The 15,482-nt window shown below is 57.7% G+C and carries 18 protein-coding genes; 11 read left to right on the top strand and 7 right to left on the bottom strand.

The window, feature by feature from the left end; all coding sequences use genetic code 11:
* Nucleotides 1–64: 64 nt before the first annotated feature.
* On the bottom strand, nt 65–1,000 hold the full coding sequence (gene prmB / locus OP500_RS00760) for a 50S ribosomal protein L3 N(5)-glutamine methyltransferase (RefSeq protein WP_274069901.1): 936 nt from the start codon (nt 998–1,000) through the stop codon (nt 65–67).
* A gap of 210 nt (nt 1,001–1,210) precedes the next feature.
* Here prmB and OP500_RS00765 point away from each other — a divergent pair, with 210 nt between their 5' ends.
* Nucleotides 1,211–2,041, top strand: coding sequence for an FKBP-type peptidyl-prolyl cis-trans isomerase (locus tag OP500_RS00765; RefSeq protein ID WP_274069902.1), 831 nt, complete (start codon nt 1,211–1,213; stop codon nt 2,039–2,041).
* A gap of 200 nt (nt 2,042–2,241) precedes the next feature.
* Here OP500_RS00765 and OP500_RS00770 read toward each other — a convergent pair whose 3' ends face one another.
* A complete protein-coding gene (locus OP500_RS00770; RefSeq protein WP_274069903.1) occupies nt 2,242–3,249 on the bottom strand; it encodes a S49 family peptidase in 1,008 nt (335 codons plus the stop codon).
* 173 nt (nt 3,250–3,422) lie between these two features.
* Between OP500_RS00770 and OP500_RS00775 the strand changes: the two genes are divergently transcribed.
* Together OP500_RS00775 and rlmH are read left to right on the top strand one after the other, a co-directional pair.
* On the top strand, nt 3,423–3,938 hold the full coding sequence (locus tag OP500_RS00775) for a hypothetical protein (RefSeq protein WP_274069904.1): 516 nt from the start codon (nt 3,423–3,425) through the stop codon (nt 3,936–3,938).
* 74 nt (nt 3,939–4,012) lie between these two features.
* On the top strand, nt 4,013–4,483 hold the full coding sequence (gene rlmH, locus OP500_RS00780; RefSeq protein WP_238745547.1) for a 23S rRNA (pseudouridine(1915)-N(3))-methyltransferase RlmH: 471 nt from the start codon (nt 4,013–4,015) through the stop codon (nt 4,481–4,483).
* A 104-nt stretch (nt 4,484–4,587) separates the two neighbouring features.
* On the opposite strand, the gene rpsT is transcribed toward rlmH, so the two are convergent.
* Nucleotides 4,588–4,851, bottom strand: coding sequence for a 30S ribosomal protein S20 (gene rpsT, locus OP500_RS00785; RefSeq protein ID WP_238745544.1), 264 nt, complete (start codon nt 4,849–4,851; stop codon nt 4,588–4,590).
* 250 nt (nt 4,852–5,101) lie between these two features.
* On the opposite strand from rpsT, the gene prmA reads away from it, so the two are divergent.
* From prmA to OP500_RS00825, 8 genes are all read left to right on the top strand, one after another.
* Complete coding sequence (gene prmA / locus OP500_RS00790; protein ID WP_238745541.1) at nt 5,102–5,992, top strand: 50S ribosomal protein L11 methyltransferase; 891 nt, start codon at nt 5,102–5,104, stop codon at nt 5,990–5,992.
* 18 nt (nt 5,993–6,010) lie between these two features.
* The gene (locus tag OP500_RS00795) at nt 6,011–6,688 is read left to right on the top strand and encodes a hypothetical protein (protein WP_274069905.1); all 678 of its coding nucleotides are present in this window, start codon (nt 6,011–6,013) and stop codon (nt 6,686–6,688) included.
* 157 nt (nt 6,689–6,845) lie between these two features.
* Entirely contained in the window at nt 6,846–7,076 is a 231-nt protein-coding gene (locus OP500_RS00800; RefSeq protein WP_238745537.1) for an NGO_0222 family membrane protein, read from the top strand.
* Between the two features lie 239 nt (nt 7,077–7,315).
* Nucleotides 7,316–7,744 (top strand): pilin, encoded by a 429-nt coding sequence (locus OP500_RS00805; protein WP_274069906.1) that lies wholly within the window; start codon nt 7,316–7,318, stop codon nt 7,742–7,744.
* A 15-nt stretch (nt 7,745–7,759) separates the two neighbouring features.
* Nucleotides 7,760–8,272 (top strand): pilin, encoded by a 513-nt coding sequence (locus tag OP500_RS00810; RefSeq protein WP_274069907.1) that lies wholly within the window; start codon nt 7,760–7,762, stop codon nt 8,270–8,272.
* Nucleotides 8,273–8,303: 31 nt separating this feature from the next.
* The gene (tfpZ, locus tag OP500_RS00815; RefSeq protein WP_274069908.1) at nt 8,304–9,041 is read left to right on the top strand and encodes a TfpX/TfpZ family type IV pilin accessory protein; all 738 of its coding nucleotides are present in this window, start codon (nt 8,304–8,306) and stop codon (nt 9,039–9,041) included.
* Nucleotides 9,042–9,223: 182 nt separating this feature from the next.
* Entirely contained in the window at nt 9,224–9,913 is a 690-nt protein-coding gene (locus tag OP500_RS00820) for an energy-coupling factor ABC transporter permease (RefSeq protein WP_274069909.1), read from the top strand.
* Nucleotides 9,914–9,975: 62 nt separating this feature from the next.
* Nucleotides 9,976–11,052 carry an AI-2E family transporter gene (locus OP500_RS00825; protein WP_274069910.1) on the top strand — a complete coding sequence of 359 codons (1,077 nt, stop codon included), beginning with the start codon at nt 9,976–9,978 and terminating at the stop codon, nt 11,050–11,052.
* A 157-nt stretch (nt 11,053–11,209) separates the two neighbouring features.
* On the opposite strand, the gene gltA is transcribed toward OP500_RS00825, so the two are convergent.
* The 4 genes from gltA to sdhA form a co-directional block, all read right to left on the bottom strand.
* The gene (gene gltA, locus OP500_RS00830; RefSeq protein ID WP_238745526.1) at nt 11,210–12,490 is read right to left on the bottom strand and encodes a citrate synthase; all 1,281 of its coding nucleotides are present in this window, start codon (nt 12,488–12,490) and stop codon (nt 11,210–11,212) included.
* A 62-nt stretch (nt 12,491–12,552) separates the two neighbouring features.
* The gene (locus OP500_RS00835) at nt 12,553–12,801 is read right to left on the bottom strand and encodes an FAD assembly factor SdhE (RefSeq protein WP_238745524.1); all 249 of its coding nucleotides are present in this window, start codon (nt 12,799–12,801) and stop codon (nt 12,553–12,555) included.
* A gap of 113 nt (nt 12,802–12,914) precedes the next feature.
* Nucleotides 12,915–13,622, bottom strand: a complete 708-nt coding sequence (locus OP500_RS00840; RefSeq protein ID WP_238745522.1) for a succinate dehydrogenase iron-sulfur subunit — start codon at nt 13,620–13,622, stop codon at nt 12,915–12,917.
* Nucleotides 13,623–13,714: 92 nt separating this feature from the next.
* Nucleotides 13,715–15,478 carry a succinate dehydrogenase flavoprotein subunit gene (gene sdhA / locus OP500_RS00845; RefSeq protein ID WP_238745520.1) on the bottom strand — a complete coding sequence of 588 codons (1,764 nt, stop codon included), beginning with the start codon at nt 15,476–15,478 and terminating at the stop codon, nt 13,715–13,717.
* Between the last annotated feature and the right edge of the window lie 4 nt (nt 15,479–15,482).

Raw genomic sequence — 15,482 nt, forward strand, 5'->3', positions numbered from 1 at the left:
GTTTCGCACCGTGGAAAAAACGGCTTTCAGGCTGCCTTCGGATGTTTTCAGGCAGCCGAAAAGATTAAAAAGCGGCTTCGCCGAGCAGCTGTTCGCGGGTCAGCAGAAAGACGAAACCGTCGCCGCCGCTGGTGTCGAGCCAGACAAAGGGCAGCTCGGGAAAGGCGGCTTCGAGCGCTTCACGGTTGTGGCCGATTTCCACCAGCAGCACGCCGCGCGGTTTGAGCAGGGCGGCGGCCTGGTCGAGAATGCGTCGCACCGCGTCCAGCCCGTCTTCGCCGCTGCCCAGCGCGATTTCCGGCTCGCACAGGTATTCTTCGGGCAAATCGGCCACCGATTCGGCATCGACATAGGGCGGGTTGGAGACAATCAGATCGTAAGCACCGTCCAGCCCCTCAAACAAATCGGTGTGAATCAGCTTGATGCGCTCTTCCAGCCCGTAGCGCTCGACATTGATTGCCGCCACTTCCAGCGCGTCCAGGCTGATATCGGCGGCGTCGATTTGCGCGGCAGGATAATGGTGCGCCATCTGCACCGCCAGACAGCCGCTGCCGGTGCACAAATCGAGCGCGCGGTGCACCAGCTCTTCGTGTTCCAGCCACGGCAGCAGCGGTTCGCCCAAGAGTTCGCTGATAAACGAGCGCGGCACCAGCACCCGTTCGTCCACATAAAAATCAAACTCGCCCTGCCACGCTTCATTGGTGATGTAGGCGGCGGGGATGCGCTCGAGCACGCGGCGCGCCAGCACCGCCAGCACCGCCTCGCGCTCCTGCGGCAAAAGTTCGGCATCCAGATAAGGCTCGAGCGTATCGGGCGGCAGGTGCAGCGTGTGCAGAATCAGATAGGCGGCCTCGTCGTAGGCATTGTCGCTGCCGTGGCCGAAAAACAGCCCGGCCTGATAAAAACGGCTGACGGCAAAGCGCAGCAGGTCGCGCACGGTTTTCAGGCTGCCTGCGGCGGCAAACAGTTCCTGCATTTGGGCGGTGGGGTCGGTGGTCATGGCCGGCGGCTCCGTGGAAAAACGGGCGATTATAGGGAATGTTCGCCGCATCCGCCACACGGCGGCAGCTGCAGCCTGAAACGCCCGCAGCAGCGCTTTCAGGCTGCCGGTATGACGGCGCCGGCCGGATTGTATATAATGCCGCGCATTCGGCCGCGTGCCGGACGGTTCATTCAACCCCATCAACCCGATGAAAAGGATATACGGATTATGAAACACAACCGCACTCTGCTTGCCGGCGCACTGGCCGCCGTTTTCGCCCTTGCCGCCTGCCAGCAGCAGGTTCAGAATAACGCTGCTTCCGGCGCTGCCGCTCCGGCTCCTGCCGCTTCTGGCGCTGCACCTGCCGCCTCTGGTGCCGCCGCCCCCGCCGGCTTGGATACCGAAGCCAAACAGGTCAGCTATCTGATCGGCTACGAGCTGGGCAAATCGCCGGTGGTGGCCGAGCTCAAAAGTAACGGCGTCGAAATCGACACCAAAGTCCTGGCCGAAGCCATCGCCGAGAGCCTGGACGGCAAACCTTCCAAAATCAGCGAACAGCAGGCGCAGCAGCTTTCCGAGTCTCTGAGCAAGAAAGCTGCCGAAGTAGCCGAGAAAAAAGCCGGTGAAGCCAAAGCCGCCGGCGAGAAATTCCTGGCTGAAAACAAAGGCAAAGAAGGCGTGCAGACCACCGCTTCCGGCCTGCAGTACAAAGTCAACAAAGAAGGCAGCGGCGCCCAGGCCGCCAAAGGCGACGTGGTATCCGTGGAATACGAAGGCCGCCTGACCAACGGCGAAGTGTTCGACACCAACAAAGGCCAGGACGCCTTTGCCGTGCCGCTGGTGGACAACACCGTAATCCAAGGCTGGATCGAAGGCCTGCAGCTGATGAAAGAAGGCGGCGAATACACCCTCTACATCCCCGCCAACCTGGCCTACGGCGAGCGCGCCCCCAGCCCGAAAATCCCCGCCAATTCCGTGTTGGTGTTCGACATCAAAGTCAACAAAGTGGAAAAAGGCGCGGCGAAAAAACTGCTGCAAGGCATGCAGCAACAGCAGTAAACCGCCCAAACCGGCAAGCAAAAACGCCCGCGAGTTTCGCGGGCGTTTTTGCGTTTTCAGGCCGCCTGTTCCGTATCAAAAAGCAGCCTGAAAGCCGCCGGTGGGCGGATTTTCCCTTGCCGGCCGTTTTCAGGCTGCCAAGCGGAAGCAAAAAAAGCAGCCTGAAAGCAGAAAACCGCTTTTCAGGCTGCCTGCGGGGCTTACCAGCCTTTGTGCCGGATCAGGCTGTCGATCTGCTGCTGGGCTTCGGAGCGCAGACCTTGGTTCAGAAGGGCGCTGAGGCTGTCGTCTTCGGGGGTGTAGTCCACCAGTTTGGGGGCTTTGACTACGTCGCGGGCGACGCTGTAAACGTTGCCGTAGCCGTCGATCAGGCCGGCTTTTTGGGCTTCGATGCCGGTGTAGATGCGACCGCTGAAGAGATCGGGGTTTTCGGCTTCTTTGAGGCGTTTGCTGCGGCCTTCGCGCACGGCTTTGATGAATTCGTTGTGGATCTGGTCGAGCATCTGCTGCCAGATGGCCTGCTGCTGCGGGGTTTCGGGCACGAAGGGGTCACCCATGTCTTTGTTGCTGCCGGCGATGTGGACGCGGCGCTTGATGCCGAGTTTGTCGATCAGGCCGGTCAGATCGAAGCTGCTGCCGATAACGCCGATGCTGCCGACCAAGCTGGACGGATCGGCATAGATTTTGTCGGCGGCGGCGGCGATGTAGTAGCAGCCTGAAGCGCAAACGTCTTCGGCAACGACGTAAACGGGAATATTCGGATGCTCGGCTTTCAGGCGGCGGATTTCGGCATAGGCGATATTGGAAACGACGGGCGAGCCGCCGGGGCTGTTGGCGCGGATGATGATGGCTTTGGCTTTATTGTTGGCATAGGCCGCTTCCATGCCTTTGCGCAGCATTTCCACCTGGTCTTTGTGCGGATTGCCGCCGATTTGGCCTTCAAGGCGGACAACGGCGGTGTGCTCGCTGCGGGCGGCGGCAAAGGCGGAGTCTTCGCGGTTTTGGCCTTTGCCGAATACCAGCGCCAGCACCAATAGGAAAACGCCGAGCTTGATAAAGCGCCAGATGTTGCGCCACAGGCGCTCGCGGCGCTGTTCGTGGTAGGCGGCGAGCAGTACGCGGTTTAGGGTGTTTTGTTCCCAGCTGCCGCTTGCTGCTTCTTCGGGGTTCATCGGCTTGCCGTCGGGGCGGTTGATGCGGTAGTTCATTGTCGTTTCTCGCTGCTTGGAAAAGGCGCATTGTATAGCGAAAACGCGCTTTTTGGGTTTTCAGGCTGCCTGTGCGCGGCAGGGTAAACGTGCAGGCAGCCTGAAAGGCGCGGCATAGCCCGCTGGCGGCTTTCGCTATACAATGCGCCGTTTTTCCCACAACGGAGCGCACCATGAGGTTTTTATCGGTGCTGGCCGCCTATCTGGTGCTGGCCGATTTGCTTTTCGGACTGGTCGGCAACGTGAAATCGGCACTGCTGCCGTCCGCCGCGCCGCTGCCCAAAGACGGGCTGCCGGTGTCGCCCGAATTTGCTTTCGGCTGGCTGCAGGTGCTGGCCAACGGCGGCATGGCGCTGGTGGTGGGTTTGGCTTTGCTGTCGGTGCTGGCGCAGTCGCGCTCGGCGGCACGCGGGCGGATGCTGGTGGTAAACGGCTGGCGGCAGACGGCATTGCTGATTGTGGCGGTGTTTGCCGCACCGGCGCTGTGGCAGTGGCTGTGGGCGTTTGCCGACTTCGCACAGGGGCGGCTGACAGTATCTTTTGCCGACCCGCGCTATCTGGCAGTCGCTATCTGCCAGCCGTGGCTGCTGCTGCTGGCTTATTCCGCCTGGCGCGGCCAGCGCCGTTTGCGCCGCGCTGCCGTCGAAATGCCGCCGGTGGTTGTGCCGCCTGTCGAGCCGCTGGAATAGGGCGTTTGCGGCGCAGATATTTTTCAGGCTGCCTGAAAGCAATCAGGCAGCCTGAAAACCGAAAAGGAAGCACAATGAACATTACCGTATTGGCCGTCGGCAGCAAAATGCCGCGCTGGGTGGACGAAGCGGTGGCCGAATACGCCAAGCGCTTCGGCCGCGACATCCGCTATACGCTCAAAGAAATCAAGCCGCAAAAGCGCGGCGGCGGCATCGGCGCCGAGCAGGGCATGGCGGCGGAAGAAAAGCGCATACTCGAAGCGCTGCCGGAAAACGCGCTGCTGGTGGCGCTGGACGAGCGCGGCGAAGCGCCGACTTCATTGCAGCTGGCGCAGCATCTGAAAAACTGGCAGCAAAACGGCGAACACGTCTGCTTTGTCATCGGCGGCGCCGACGGCATGAGCGACGCGCTCAAATCCCGCGCCCGCCTGCTGCTGCGCCTGTCCAGCCTGACCCTGCCGCACGGCATGGTGCGCGTGCTGCTTACCGAGCAGCTCTACCGCGCGGTGTCGATACTCAACAACCATCCCTACCACCGCGAATAGGCAGCATAAAAAGCAGCCTGAAAAGTTTTCAGGCTGCTTTTGCCGTTGTTTGAGCAACAAAAAACCCGCCGTATCGGGCGGGTTTTTGCAAACGGGGCAAACAATTAAGCCAGCGCTTTCACTTTGGCAGCCAAACGGCTTTTGTGGCGGGCGGCTTTGTTTTTGTGGAACACGCCTTTGTCGGCAATGCGGTCGATCACTTTAACAGACTGGCGGTAAACTTCTTCGGCAGCGGCTTTGTCGCCGGCTGCAACGGCTTTCAACACTTTTTTCACCGCGCTGCGGAAGGCGGTGCGCAGGCTGGCGTTGTGGGCACGGTGTTTCACGGACTGACGGGCGCGCTTGCGGGCTTGTGCGCTATTGGCCATAAGTTCTTACTCCTAAATACAGGGTTTAATGGTTTAATAAAAACGCGGCATTCTAAACATCCGCCTGCACATTGGCAAGCAGTTTGTCGTTTTTCCCGCGCGCTCGGCCGCTTGCGCGGGCAAAAGCGGCGTCAGGCGCAACACAAAAGCGCCCGCAGGCAGCCTGAAAACGCAAATCCGTTATTAAGAAAGTGCAAAATACTGCTAGAATCCGCCGTTTTATCTTAACGCCGCCGCGTGCCGAGTTGCCATGTCCTACCAGCAAGCCACCGTTCCCGTTCCCGAAAAGCTCGCCGAAGCCTTCTCCGATGCCCTGATGGAGCAGGGTGCGCTGTGCAGCACCATTGAAGACGCCTACGCCGGCACCGAGCAGGAACAGCCGATTTTCGGCGAGCCGGGCATGCCCGCGCAGCAGGTGTGGCAGCAAAGCCAGGTAACGGCGCTGTTTGATACCGCCGCCGATCCTGCCGCCGCGCTGGCCGCCGCCGCCGAACAAATCGGCATTGCCCTGCCCGAGTGGCGGCTCGAAGAGCTGGAAGAGCAAGACTGGGTGCGGCTCACCCAGTCGCAGTTCGACCCCATCCAAATTTCCCCGCGTCTGTGGATTACCCCCACCTGGCACGATTCGCCCGACCCGGAAGCGCTGAACCTGCGCCTGGATCCCGGCCTGGCTTTCGGCACCGGCAGCCATCCCACCACCCGCCTGTGCCTGCGCTGGCTCGACCAAAACCTGGCCGGCGGCGAGCGTGTGCTCGATTACGGCTGCGGCTCCGGCATTCTCGCCATTGCCGCGCTCAAGCTCGGCGCCGGCGAAGCAGCGGGTGTCGATATCGACCCGCAGGCCGTGAAAGCCGCCCGCGCCAATGCCGGGCAAAACGCCGTTCAGGCTGCCTTCGGCACGCCGGACGAGCTGCCCGAAGGCGAACAATACGACATCGTACTGGCCAACATCCTGGCCAATCCGCTGCGGATGCTCGGCAGCATGCTGGCGCAGCGCACCAAAAGCGGCGGCCGCATCGTCCTTTCCGGTATTTTGCAGGAGCAGGCCGAAGAATTGAACGCGGTTTACGCCGAATGGTTCGACATGCAGCCGGCCGTCTGCGACGAAGGCTGGGTGTGCCTCAGCGGCCGCAAGCGATAACAACAGGCTTTAAGCGCTATGAACGAAATCAAAATCAACTGTCCGGATTGCGGCAAGCCGCAAAGCTACAGCCGCGTAACCCTGGTCAAAACCCAGGGGCATGTGGTCTGTAAAGACTGCCATCATATGTTCCGCGTGCTCAAGCAAACCGGCAAAAGCAATAAAGCAGTAGAGACCGTGGCCGTGCCCTCTGAGGCCGCCCAAGCCGGCAAAGCCGCGCCCAAGCAGCCTGAAAAAGCGAATCCGGCCGCCCGAGGCAAGCCGGCCGCCGGCAAAAACGCAGCGGCCAGAGAATACCGCATCCCCAAAGCCCAGCCGGCCGCCAAAGCCGCGCCACAAGCCAAGCGCACCGAGTTTGCCGAAGTGGAAAGCGCGCCGTTTGCCTTCAATCTGCTCGAGCGCGAAGAGCAAACCGCCAACGTGCCGCAGCTGCTGCCGGCGGAAAACGGCACCCGCATGCAGGCGCGCACCCCGCAGGGCGAGAACATCACCATCCATACCGACAATCTGGTGTTCACGCTGGTAGGTGATCCCGCCGCCCCGCAGCCGCTCTCGCCCGCCGTGCCCAACCAGCCGCCATCCCCGCCCGCCCTGCCGCCGGCTGCCACCCACGAAATCAACTGGACCATTGCCACCATCGCCGCTTTGATTGTGCTGATTCTCCAGCTCTTCTATCTGATGATGATGTTCCCCTAAACATTAAAGCCAAAAGCAGCCTGAAAAGCCCCGAAACTCTTTTCAGGCTGCTTTTCCATTATGAAGATGCGCCAAAGCGCTGCCATTACCATTGGTGTAATGGCGTTCAGCCCAAAAATATTCCCCCGCTTTTATTCACAACTACCGGTCTTTTGCCATGAATCCTGTCCGCCGTTACTTTATCCTGCTTGTTTTCTTCACTCTGCTGTTTATCGCCTTGGTGGCTGCCGGCAGCTATCTGCTGGCCGCCGGCAGCCGCCAATTCGGCGTAGCCGCCTTTGTGTTTTCCTTTGCCGCCGCCTTCGCCCAAATCGCCTGTTTGGCACTTTATCTGCGCGCCCGAGCCATCGCACAGGCGCAAAACGCTCGCCCGCCGCAATCAAAATGACAAAAAACGGCAGACTGCTGCCGCAAACGCACCATGCCCGCCGCATTTTTTCGGCAGTCTAAAAATATTTTCAGAGTATTTTTTCATTTTTATTCATTCACTTATTTATTTTTTGGCAAAACTGGCACCGCAAAAGCTTAATACCTTGCAAGCAAAGATACTTGCCGAAACCAACCCGCAGCACCGCACGGCAAGATATTCATTCACATAGGTGCTGTATTTTTATCTGGAGATAAAACATGAAAGCAATCCAAAAAGGTTTCACCCTGATCGAACTGATGATCGTAATCGCCATTATCGGTATTTTGGCCGCCATCGCCCTGCCGGCTTACCAAGACTACATCGCTCGTTCGCAAGCTACTGAGGGCTTTAAAGCTACTTCTGGTATCCAGTCTGATATTGCCGCTATTTATGCTGATACCAATACGCTGCCTGATAGCACCGCTGAGCCGCTGAAAACTGCAGTAACAGAACTGGGTGGTAAATATTTTGCCAAGGGTAGTGCGACTGTGGCTGCTGGCGTAATCACCGTCCCCTTCAATGCTGGTGCTAACAGCGGTAAGACCTTGGTTATCACTCCTACTGCTAATGCCGCCAACGGTCAGATTACTAAGTGGACTTGTGCTGGTACTATTGAAAAATCCCGTCTGCCTTCTTCTTGCCAATAATTGGTTAGAAGGTGTGTGATTAAAGAAGCCCTGCCTAAGCAGGGCTTCTTTTCCAAATCAAGAATCTATTTATTAAAGAGAATAATGATGAAAAACATACACAGGATGAGCCGTGGTTTTACCCTGATTGAACTGATGATTGTAATTGCTATTGTTGGGATTTTGGCAGCGCTTGCTCTGCCTTCTTATCAGGATTATGTTGCCCGTGCTCAAGCGCTGGAAGCAATAAAATCTGTGGAGGGATTAAAAACCGATATCGGTGCCTATTATTGGCAAACGGGAGTGTTTCCTGTTGCGGGAAATCCTGTTATGAGTGCTGCAGGGGCGCTTAAAGGAAAGTATTTTTCTGCTGGCGGAGTGCAAGTACAGCCGAATAACGGTATTATCGTTGCAACCTTTGATAAAGGTGCCAATTCTGGTAAAACCGTAGTCATGGTTCCAACTCCAAATCCGAATAATCGACAGATCATTACTTGGCGGTGTGAAGGAACCGTAGGAAAGACTCGTTTGCCGAGTACTTGTCAGTGATATAGCAATACTTTTGTAATTAGGGAGTGTAATGAAATTCAGATTCAAGGTGGCTGGAATCCATTTATTGTGTTCTGGTTTGGTTGCCTTGTGCGGACTGTATTTAGTCTTCAATGTCTGGCATCCGGATCCACTGCAAAAAGCAGTGGGCGTTACCCGTATTTTCTTGATAATGCTGGGTATTGATGTGGTGTTGGGTCCTTTACTCACTCTGATTGTTGCCAGCAGTAAAGAGAAAAAAACGTTAAAATTTGACTTACTTGTAATTTTAATTATTCAGTTTTCTGCTTATCTTTACGGCATGTATAGCATTGCTATTAGTCGGCCAGTATATTTAGCATTTGATAAAGTAAGATTCGAAATAGTGCAGGCAGATACGGTTTCTCGCGATTCTGCTAAGGTCATACTTCCGGAGTACCAAAATAACCCATGGTTTTCTCCGCAGTGGCTTGCCGTTCGTCCTTATAAAGATGTAGCTGAGCAAAACGAGCGCACTTTTCTTGAACTCCAAGAAGGTATCAGTCCTGCTATGCAGGCTGATCTCTATCAGCCGATAGACGGTGGCACATGGCGTGAAATAAAAAAAACACAGCACACTTTGGATGAGCTGGAAAAATACAACGACACACAACAAGTCAAGCAAATTCTCGCCACTCACCCTGAGGCTGACAGCTACCAGCCGCTGAAAGCGCCGGCGGTGGATATGGCGGTTTTGCTGGATAGCAAGCAGGAGAAAATCATTGCCATCGTTGATTTGCGCCCATGGTAATGATGGTGGCACGGCATAACGGATATTTGGTACCGGAAGCGGTATGGCAAATATCCGTTTTTGCTGTTTGCGCGTTTCAGGCAGCCTGAAAGACGTTTCAACGTAAAAAACGCTATACTGCGCCCTTTTTTCAGTAGTGTTTTGTTTTCAGGCTGCCTGAAAAACTGTTTGGGAATATTTGAATGAACTTCCACGCCGATTGGTTTCCCGCTTCGCTCTTGTGGGCGGCGGCTGTGTTGTGGCTGGCGCTCTTGGCGGCAACGGCTAAGCCGGCGCTGCGTGCTGTTCGGTCGTCACCGCAATCGGCGGTGCTGGCCGCGGCTGCGGCAGGGTTTGCCTGGCTACTGCGGATCGATATCCAGGCCGGGCATATGGCGGGGATGGATTACCATTTCCTCGGCTTGAATCTGGTGTGCCTGATGGTGGGTGCGCCGGCGGCTTTTTGGATCGGCTCGGCCTGGGCGCTGCTGTATGCGCTGCTGCAACCCGAGCATGCGATGCTTGCGGCGCTGCCTTTGAATGTGTTGGCGGTGGTGCTGCCGGCCTGCGTGGTGAGCGTGGCCGTGCGCCGCTGGGGTGAGCGGGCTTTACCCAAGCATTTGTTTATCTATATTTTTATTTTTGGTTTTGTTGCCGCTGTGTTGGGCATGCTGCTGGCCGGCACGCTGGTTACGCTCTCTTTGCTGTGGGCGGGCGTGTTTCCCGCTGCGGTGTTGCGCGAATCGGTGTATCCAGTGTTTTTCCTGATTTCGTGGGGCGAAGGATTCTTAAACGGCATCTTTACCGCCGTATTCGTTTCGTTGCTGCCGCAGGTGCTGAAAACGTTTGACGACGCGCGCTATCTCGGCGGCGGACCGCAGATTTGGAAATAATGCCTTTTTCAGGCTGCCTTTGCGATAATAGGCAGCCTGAAAACCTGTTGAGGACTGTGTTTATGTATCTTCCCCATAAAAAGCGGCCGTGGCTGCCGTGGCTGGCCGGGTTCGCGCTGATTGCCGCGCTGGTGCTGTTTTTCCACCTGCTGCGCGATATCCTGATGCCTTTTATCATTGCCGCGGTGCTGGCCTATATTCTGAATCCATTGGTGAGCCGGATTGAAAAGCACGGCATCAAGCGGGGTAGGGCGGCGATGTGGGTGATGCTGTTTGGTTTTTTTGTGCTGACGGCGCTTTTGCTGGTGATTGTGCCGATGCTGGCGGGGCAGATTCAGAAGATTGTGTTGCTCATTCCACAGATGGCCGATTATGTGCAGCACACCGCGCTGCCGTGGTTAAACGGCCATCTGGGGCAGCATCTGACTTTGGATGCCGACACCATTTCTACTTGGGTGCGCAATAACGCGCAAAACATCAGCCGGCAACTGCAGCAGGCGATGCCCATGCTGCTGCAGCGCGGCTCGTCGCTGGCTGTCGGCCTAAGCAATCTGGTGCTGCTGCCGCTGCTGCTGTATTACTTTTTGCTCGATTGGGCGCGCTGGGAGGACGGTATCCGCAAAATGGTGCCGCGCCGCTATCTGGCCGCCTATAACCGCGTCGGCGGCAATATCGATAAAGTGCTGGGCGCCTTTTTGCGCGGGCAGCTGCTGGTAATGCTGATTATGGGGCTGCTTTACGGGCTGGGGCTGATGCTTACCGGTTTGGAATCCGGCTTTGCCATCGGTATGGTGGCGGGACTGCTGGTGTTTGTGCCGTATTTGGGCGCGTTCACCGGCCTGCTTCTGGCCACTTTGGCGGCGCTGCTGCAATTCGGTTCGTGGCACGGCTTGCTGACGGTGTGGAGCGTGTTTGCCGTCGGTCAGTTTTTGGAGAGTTTCTTTATCACGCCGAAAATCGTTGGCGACCGCATCGGTTTGTCGCCGTTTTGGGTAATTTTTTCTTTGATGGCTTTCGGCCAGATGATGGGCTTTGCCGGCCTGCTACTCGCGCTGCCGCTGGCCGCGGTGTCGATGGTGCTGCTGCAGGAAGCCAGCAGCCACTACTGGCGCAGCAGTTTCTACCGCAGTAGCCAGTAGGCAGCCTGAAAAGCCGGAACCGGCGCCCGCATGATTCGGCGGATGCCGGTTTTTGGTTTCAGGCTGCCTAAACGGGCAGAACGAATGCGATGCAGATTAAAGCCGAATCAAAACAGGCAGCCTGAAATTCAGGCTGCCTGTTTGCTTTACTAAGGGATTAGCGTTTGTCTTCGGCAACGAAGTCGCGGCGCGGGGAGCCAGTGTAGAGCTGGCGCGGGCGGCCGATTTTCTGGCCTTCGCTGATCATTTCGTGCCAGTGCGAAATCCAGCCGACAGTGCGGGCGAGGGCGAAGATAACGGTAAACATGGACACGGGGATGCCGAGCGCGGAAAGTACGATGCCGGAGTAGAAATCGACGTTCGGATACAGTTTTTTCTCGATGAAGTAGGGATCGCTCAGGGCGATGCGTTCCAGCTCCATCGCCAGTTTGAAGCGCGGATCATCGTGCAGGCCGAGTTCGTTCAGCACTTCGTCGCAGGTCTGCTTCATGATGGCGGCGCGCGGATCCATATTGCGGTACACGCGGTGGCCGAAGCCCATCAGGCGGTATTTCTTGGCTTTGACGCCTTCCATAAAGGAGGCTACGTTGGAAACGTCGCCGATTTCGGCCAGCATGTTGAGCACGGCTTCGTTGGCGCCGCCGTGGGACGGACCCCACAAGCTGGCGATGCCAGCGGCGATGCAGGCGAAGGGGTTGGCGCCGGAAGAGCCGGCCAGACGCACGGTGGAGGTGGAGGCGTTTTGCTCGTGGTCGGCGTGCAGGATGAAGATGCGGTCGAGCGCGCGTACCAGAACGGGGTTGGGTTCGTAGGCTTCGCAGGGGGTGGCAAACATCATGTGCATGAAGTTTGCGGTGTAGGAGAGGTCATTGCGCGGGAAATTGAAGGGCAAGCCGTTGGAATAACGGTAGCACATGGCAGCAATGGTGGGGATTTTGGAAATCAGGCGGTAGATGGCGACCTTGCGGTGTTCGGGATCGGCGATTTCCAGGCTGTCCTGATAGAAGGCGGACAGGGCGCCGACTACGCCGACCATCATAGCCATGGGGTGGGCGTCGCGGCGGAAACCGCGGAAGAACCAAGTAAGCTGTTCGTGCACCATGGTATGGCGGGTAACGGTGTTGACGAAGGCTTTTTTCTGTTCTTTGGTGGGGAGCTCGCCGTAAATCAGCAGATAGCAGACTTCGAGATAGTCGCTGTGTTCGGCAAGCTGCTCGATGGGGTAGCCGCGATAGTAGAGCAGGCCTTTGTCGCCGTCGATAAAGGTGATTTTGGATTCGCAGCTGGCGGTGGACACAAACCCGGGATCGAGGGTGAACATGTTGGTGCTTTGCTTCAGCGCACGGATGTCGATGACATCGTTGCCTAATGTGCCTTGCAGTACCGGCAGTTCGATGGTGTCAAAGCCTGCGCCTTGCAGTTTTACGGTGTTGGACATCTCTTGCTCCTTATAGGTTTTTTACTTGGAAGGGAACAGGCAGCCTGAAAGCGGAAAAGACTTTACGACTGCCTGATTTTTTCCAGCAGCGGCTCGAATTCGGGGCGCTCGGGTTTCTGGTGTTGGTTGACCAGGGCAAGGAACTCTTGGTCGGGCAAATCCAGAATTTCCACAAACACGGCGAGTTCGTCGTCGCTGAGGTGCTGGAATCGGGTAGCCATGAAGCGGCCGAGCAGGATATCGAGCTCGAGCAGCCCGCGGCGGGTGAGAAAGCGGATGCGCCGTTTAGCGGTGTCGTCAAATTGTGCCATAAATCTGTCCGTTTGGGGGCGGGATATCGGGTTTCTTTATTGCGGCAATCAGCTTTGCTGCGTATGTGTTTTTCAGGCTGCCCCGCGAACGAGCGCGGGGCAGCCTGAAAGTTTTACACTGCCCGTTTGAGCATGATTTCTTTGATTTTTCCGATGGCGCGGGTGGGGTTGAGGTGTTTCGGACAAACATCTACGCAGTTCATAATGGTGTGGCAGCGGAACAGGCGGTAGGGGTCGTTCAGGTTGTCCAGACGCTCATTGGTGATGGTGTCGCGGCTGTCGGCGATGAAGCGGTAGGCGTTCAAAAGGCCGGAGGGGCCGACGAATTTGTCGGGGTTCCACCAGAACGACGGGCAGGAAGTGGAGCAGCAGGCGCAGAGAATGCACTCGTAAAGACCATCGAGTTCGGCGCGCTCTTCCTGGGTTTGCAGGCGCTCTTTAAGCGGGTCGGCGGGGGTGTCGTTGACCACATAGGGCTTGATGGAGTGGTATTGCTTGAAGAACTGGGTCATGTCCACAATCAAATCGCGGATAACCGGCAGGCCGGGCAGCGGGCGCAGCACGATGGGCTGTTTCAGGCTGCGGATGTCGGTAAGGCAGGCCAAGCCGTTGCGGCCGTTGATGTTCATGCCGTCGGAGCCGCAGATACCTTCGCGGCAGGAGCGGCGGAAGGACAGGGTGTCATCTTGGGCTTTGAGCTTGACGATGGCGTCTAGCAGTTTGACATCGGTGGGTTCGATTTCCAGTTCGTAGTCTTTCATGTACGGCTTGGCGTCCACGTCGGGATTGTAGCGGTACACTTGCAGGCGGATTTTTTCCATTTGGCGGGTGTTCCTTGTCAGATCCGGATTTGCTGTTTCAGGCTGCCTGAAAGGTTTTCAGGCTGCCTGAATCTTTGCGGCCGGTTTTTTAATCAGTAAACGCGTTTGGCGGGCTTGATGTACTCGACCGTCAGCGGCTTGGTGTGAACCGGTTTGTAGGCCAGACGGTTGTCGGCGGAGTAGAACAGCGAGTGTTTCATCCAGTTTTCGTCGTCGCGATCGGGGTGGTCGTCGGAAGCGTGGGCACCGCGCGATTCTTTGCGCGCTTCGGCGGCAATCACGGTGGCTTTGGCCACTTCCATCAGGTTGTCCAATTCCAGCGCTTCGATGCGGGCGGTGTTCCACACCTGGCTCTTGTCGCCGATTTCGGTGTTTTTGGAACGCTCGACCAGCGCCAGCACTTTTTCCACGCCTTCCTGCAGCAGCTTGTCGGTGCGGAATACGCCGGCATGGGATTGGACGGTGCGCTGCAGCTCGCCGCGCAGGGCGGAAACGTCTTCGCCGCCGGTCTGGTTGTTCAGGCGCTCCAAGCGCTGGCGGGTCAGCTCGCCCGCATCGGCAGGCAGCGGCAGCCATTCTTCGTGTTCGCCGATGTATTTGATCATGCTGTCGCCGGCGGATTTGCCGAAGACCACCAAGTCCAGCAGCGAGTTGGTACCCAGGCGGTTGGCGCCGTGCACCGAAGCGCAGGCGCATTCGCCGGCGGCATACAGGCCGTTGACCACCACTTCGGGATTGTCGCCCTGCGGCACAATGACTTCGCCCAGATAGTTGGTGGGGATGCCGCCCATCATATAGTGGGTGGTCGGCACCACCGGAATCGGGTCTTTAATCGGGTCGATGCCGGCAAACTGGATGGAAATCTCGCGGATGCCGGGCAGCTTGGACATGATTTTCTCGGCGCCGATGTGGTCGATTTTCAGCAGCACGTGGTCTTTATTTTTACCGCAGCCGCGTCCTTCGAGAATTTCCATCGCCATGGCGCGGGAAACCACGTCGCGCGAAGCCAGGTCTTTTACAGTGGGGGCGTAGCGTTCCATAAAGCGCTCGCCGTTGGCGTTGAGCAAAATGCCGCCTTCGCCGCGCACACCTTCGGTAATCAGCACGCCGGCACCGGCCACGCCGGTGGGGTGGAACTGCCAGAATTCCATGTCTTCCAGCGGAATGCCGGCGCGGGCGCAGATGCCCAAGCCGTCGCCGGTGTTCATAAAGGCATTGGTGGACGAAGCGTAAATACGGCCGGCGCCGCCGGTGGCAAACAGCACGGCTTTGGCGTGGAAGATATAGACTTCGCCGGTTTCCATTTCCATTGCGGTTACGCCGACCACGTCGCCGTTTTCGTTGCGGATCAGGTCAAGCGCCGTCCATTCGACGAAAAACTGGGTGTTGGCGCGCACGTTTTGCTGGTACAGGGTGTGCAGCATGGCGTGGCCGGTACGGTCGGCCACCGCGCAGGCGCGCTCTACCGCGCGTTTGCCGAACTCGGCAGTGTGGCCGCCGAAGGGGCGCTGGTAGATTTTGCCGCTTTCCACGCGGTCAAAAGGCATGCCCATGTGTTCGAGCTCGATCACCGCGGCCGGTGCGGCGCGGGTCATAAACTCGATGGCGTCTTGGTCGCCGAGCCAGTCGGAACCCTTGACGGTGTCGTACATATGCCAGTCCCAGCGGTCTTCCTGCACGTTGCCCAGCGAGGCGGAAATGCCGCCCTGCGCCGCCACGGTGTGCGAGCGGGTGGGGAAAACTTTGGATAAAACGGCGGTGTTGATGCCGGCTTTGGATAGTTGCAGCGCGGCGCGCAGACCGGCGCCGCCGCCGCCTACGATGACGGCATCAAATTTGCGGATAGGATAAGTCATTTTT

Source organism: Kingella sp. SNUBH-2017 (assembly GCF_028680565.1).
GTDB lineage: Bacteria > Pseudomonadota > Gammaproteobacteria > Burkholderiales > Neisseriaceae > Kingella_D > Kingella_D pumchi.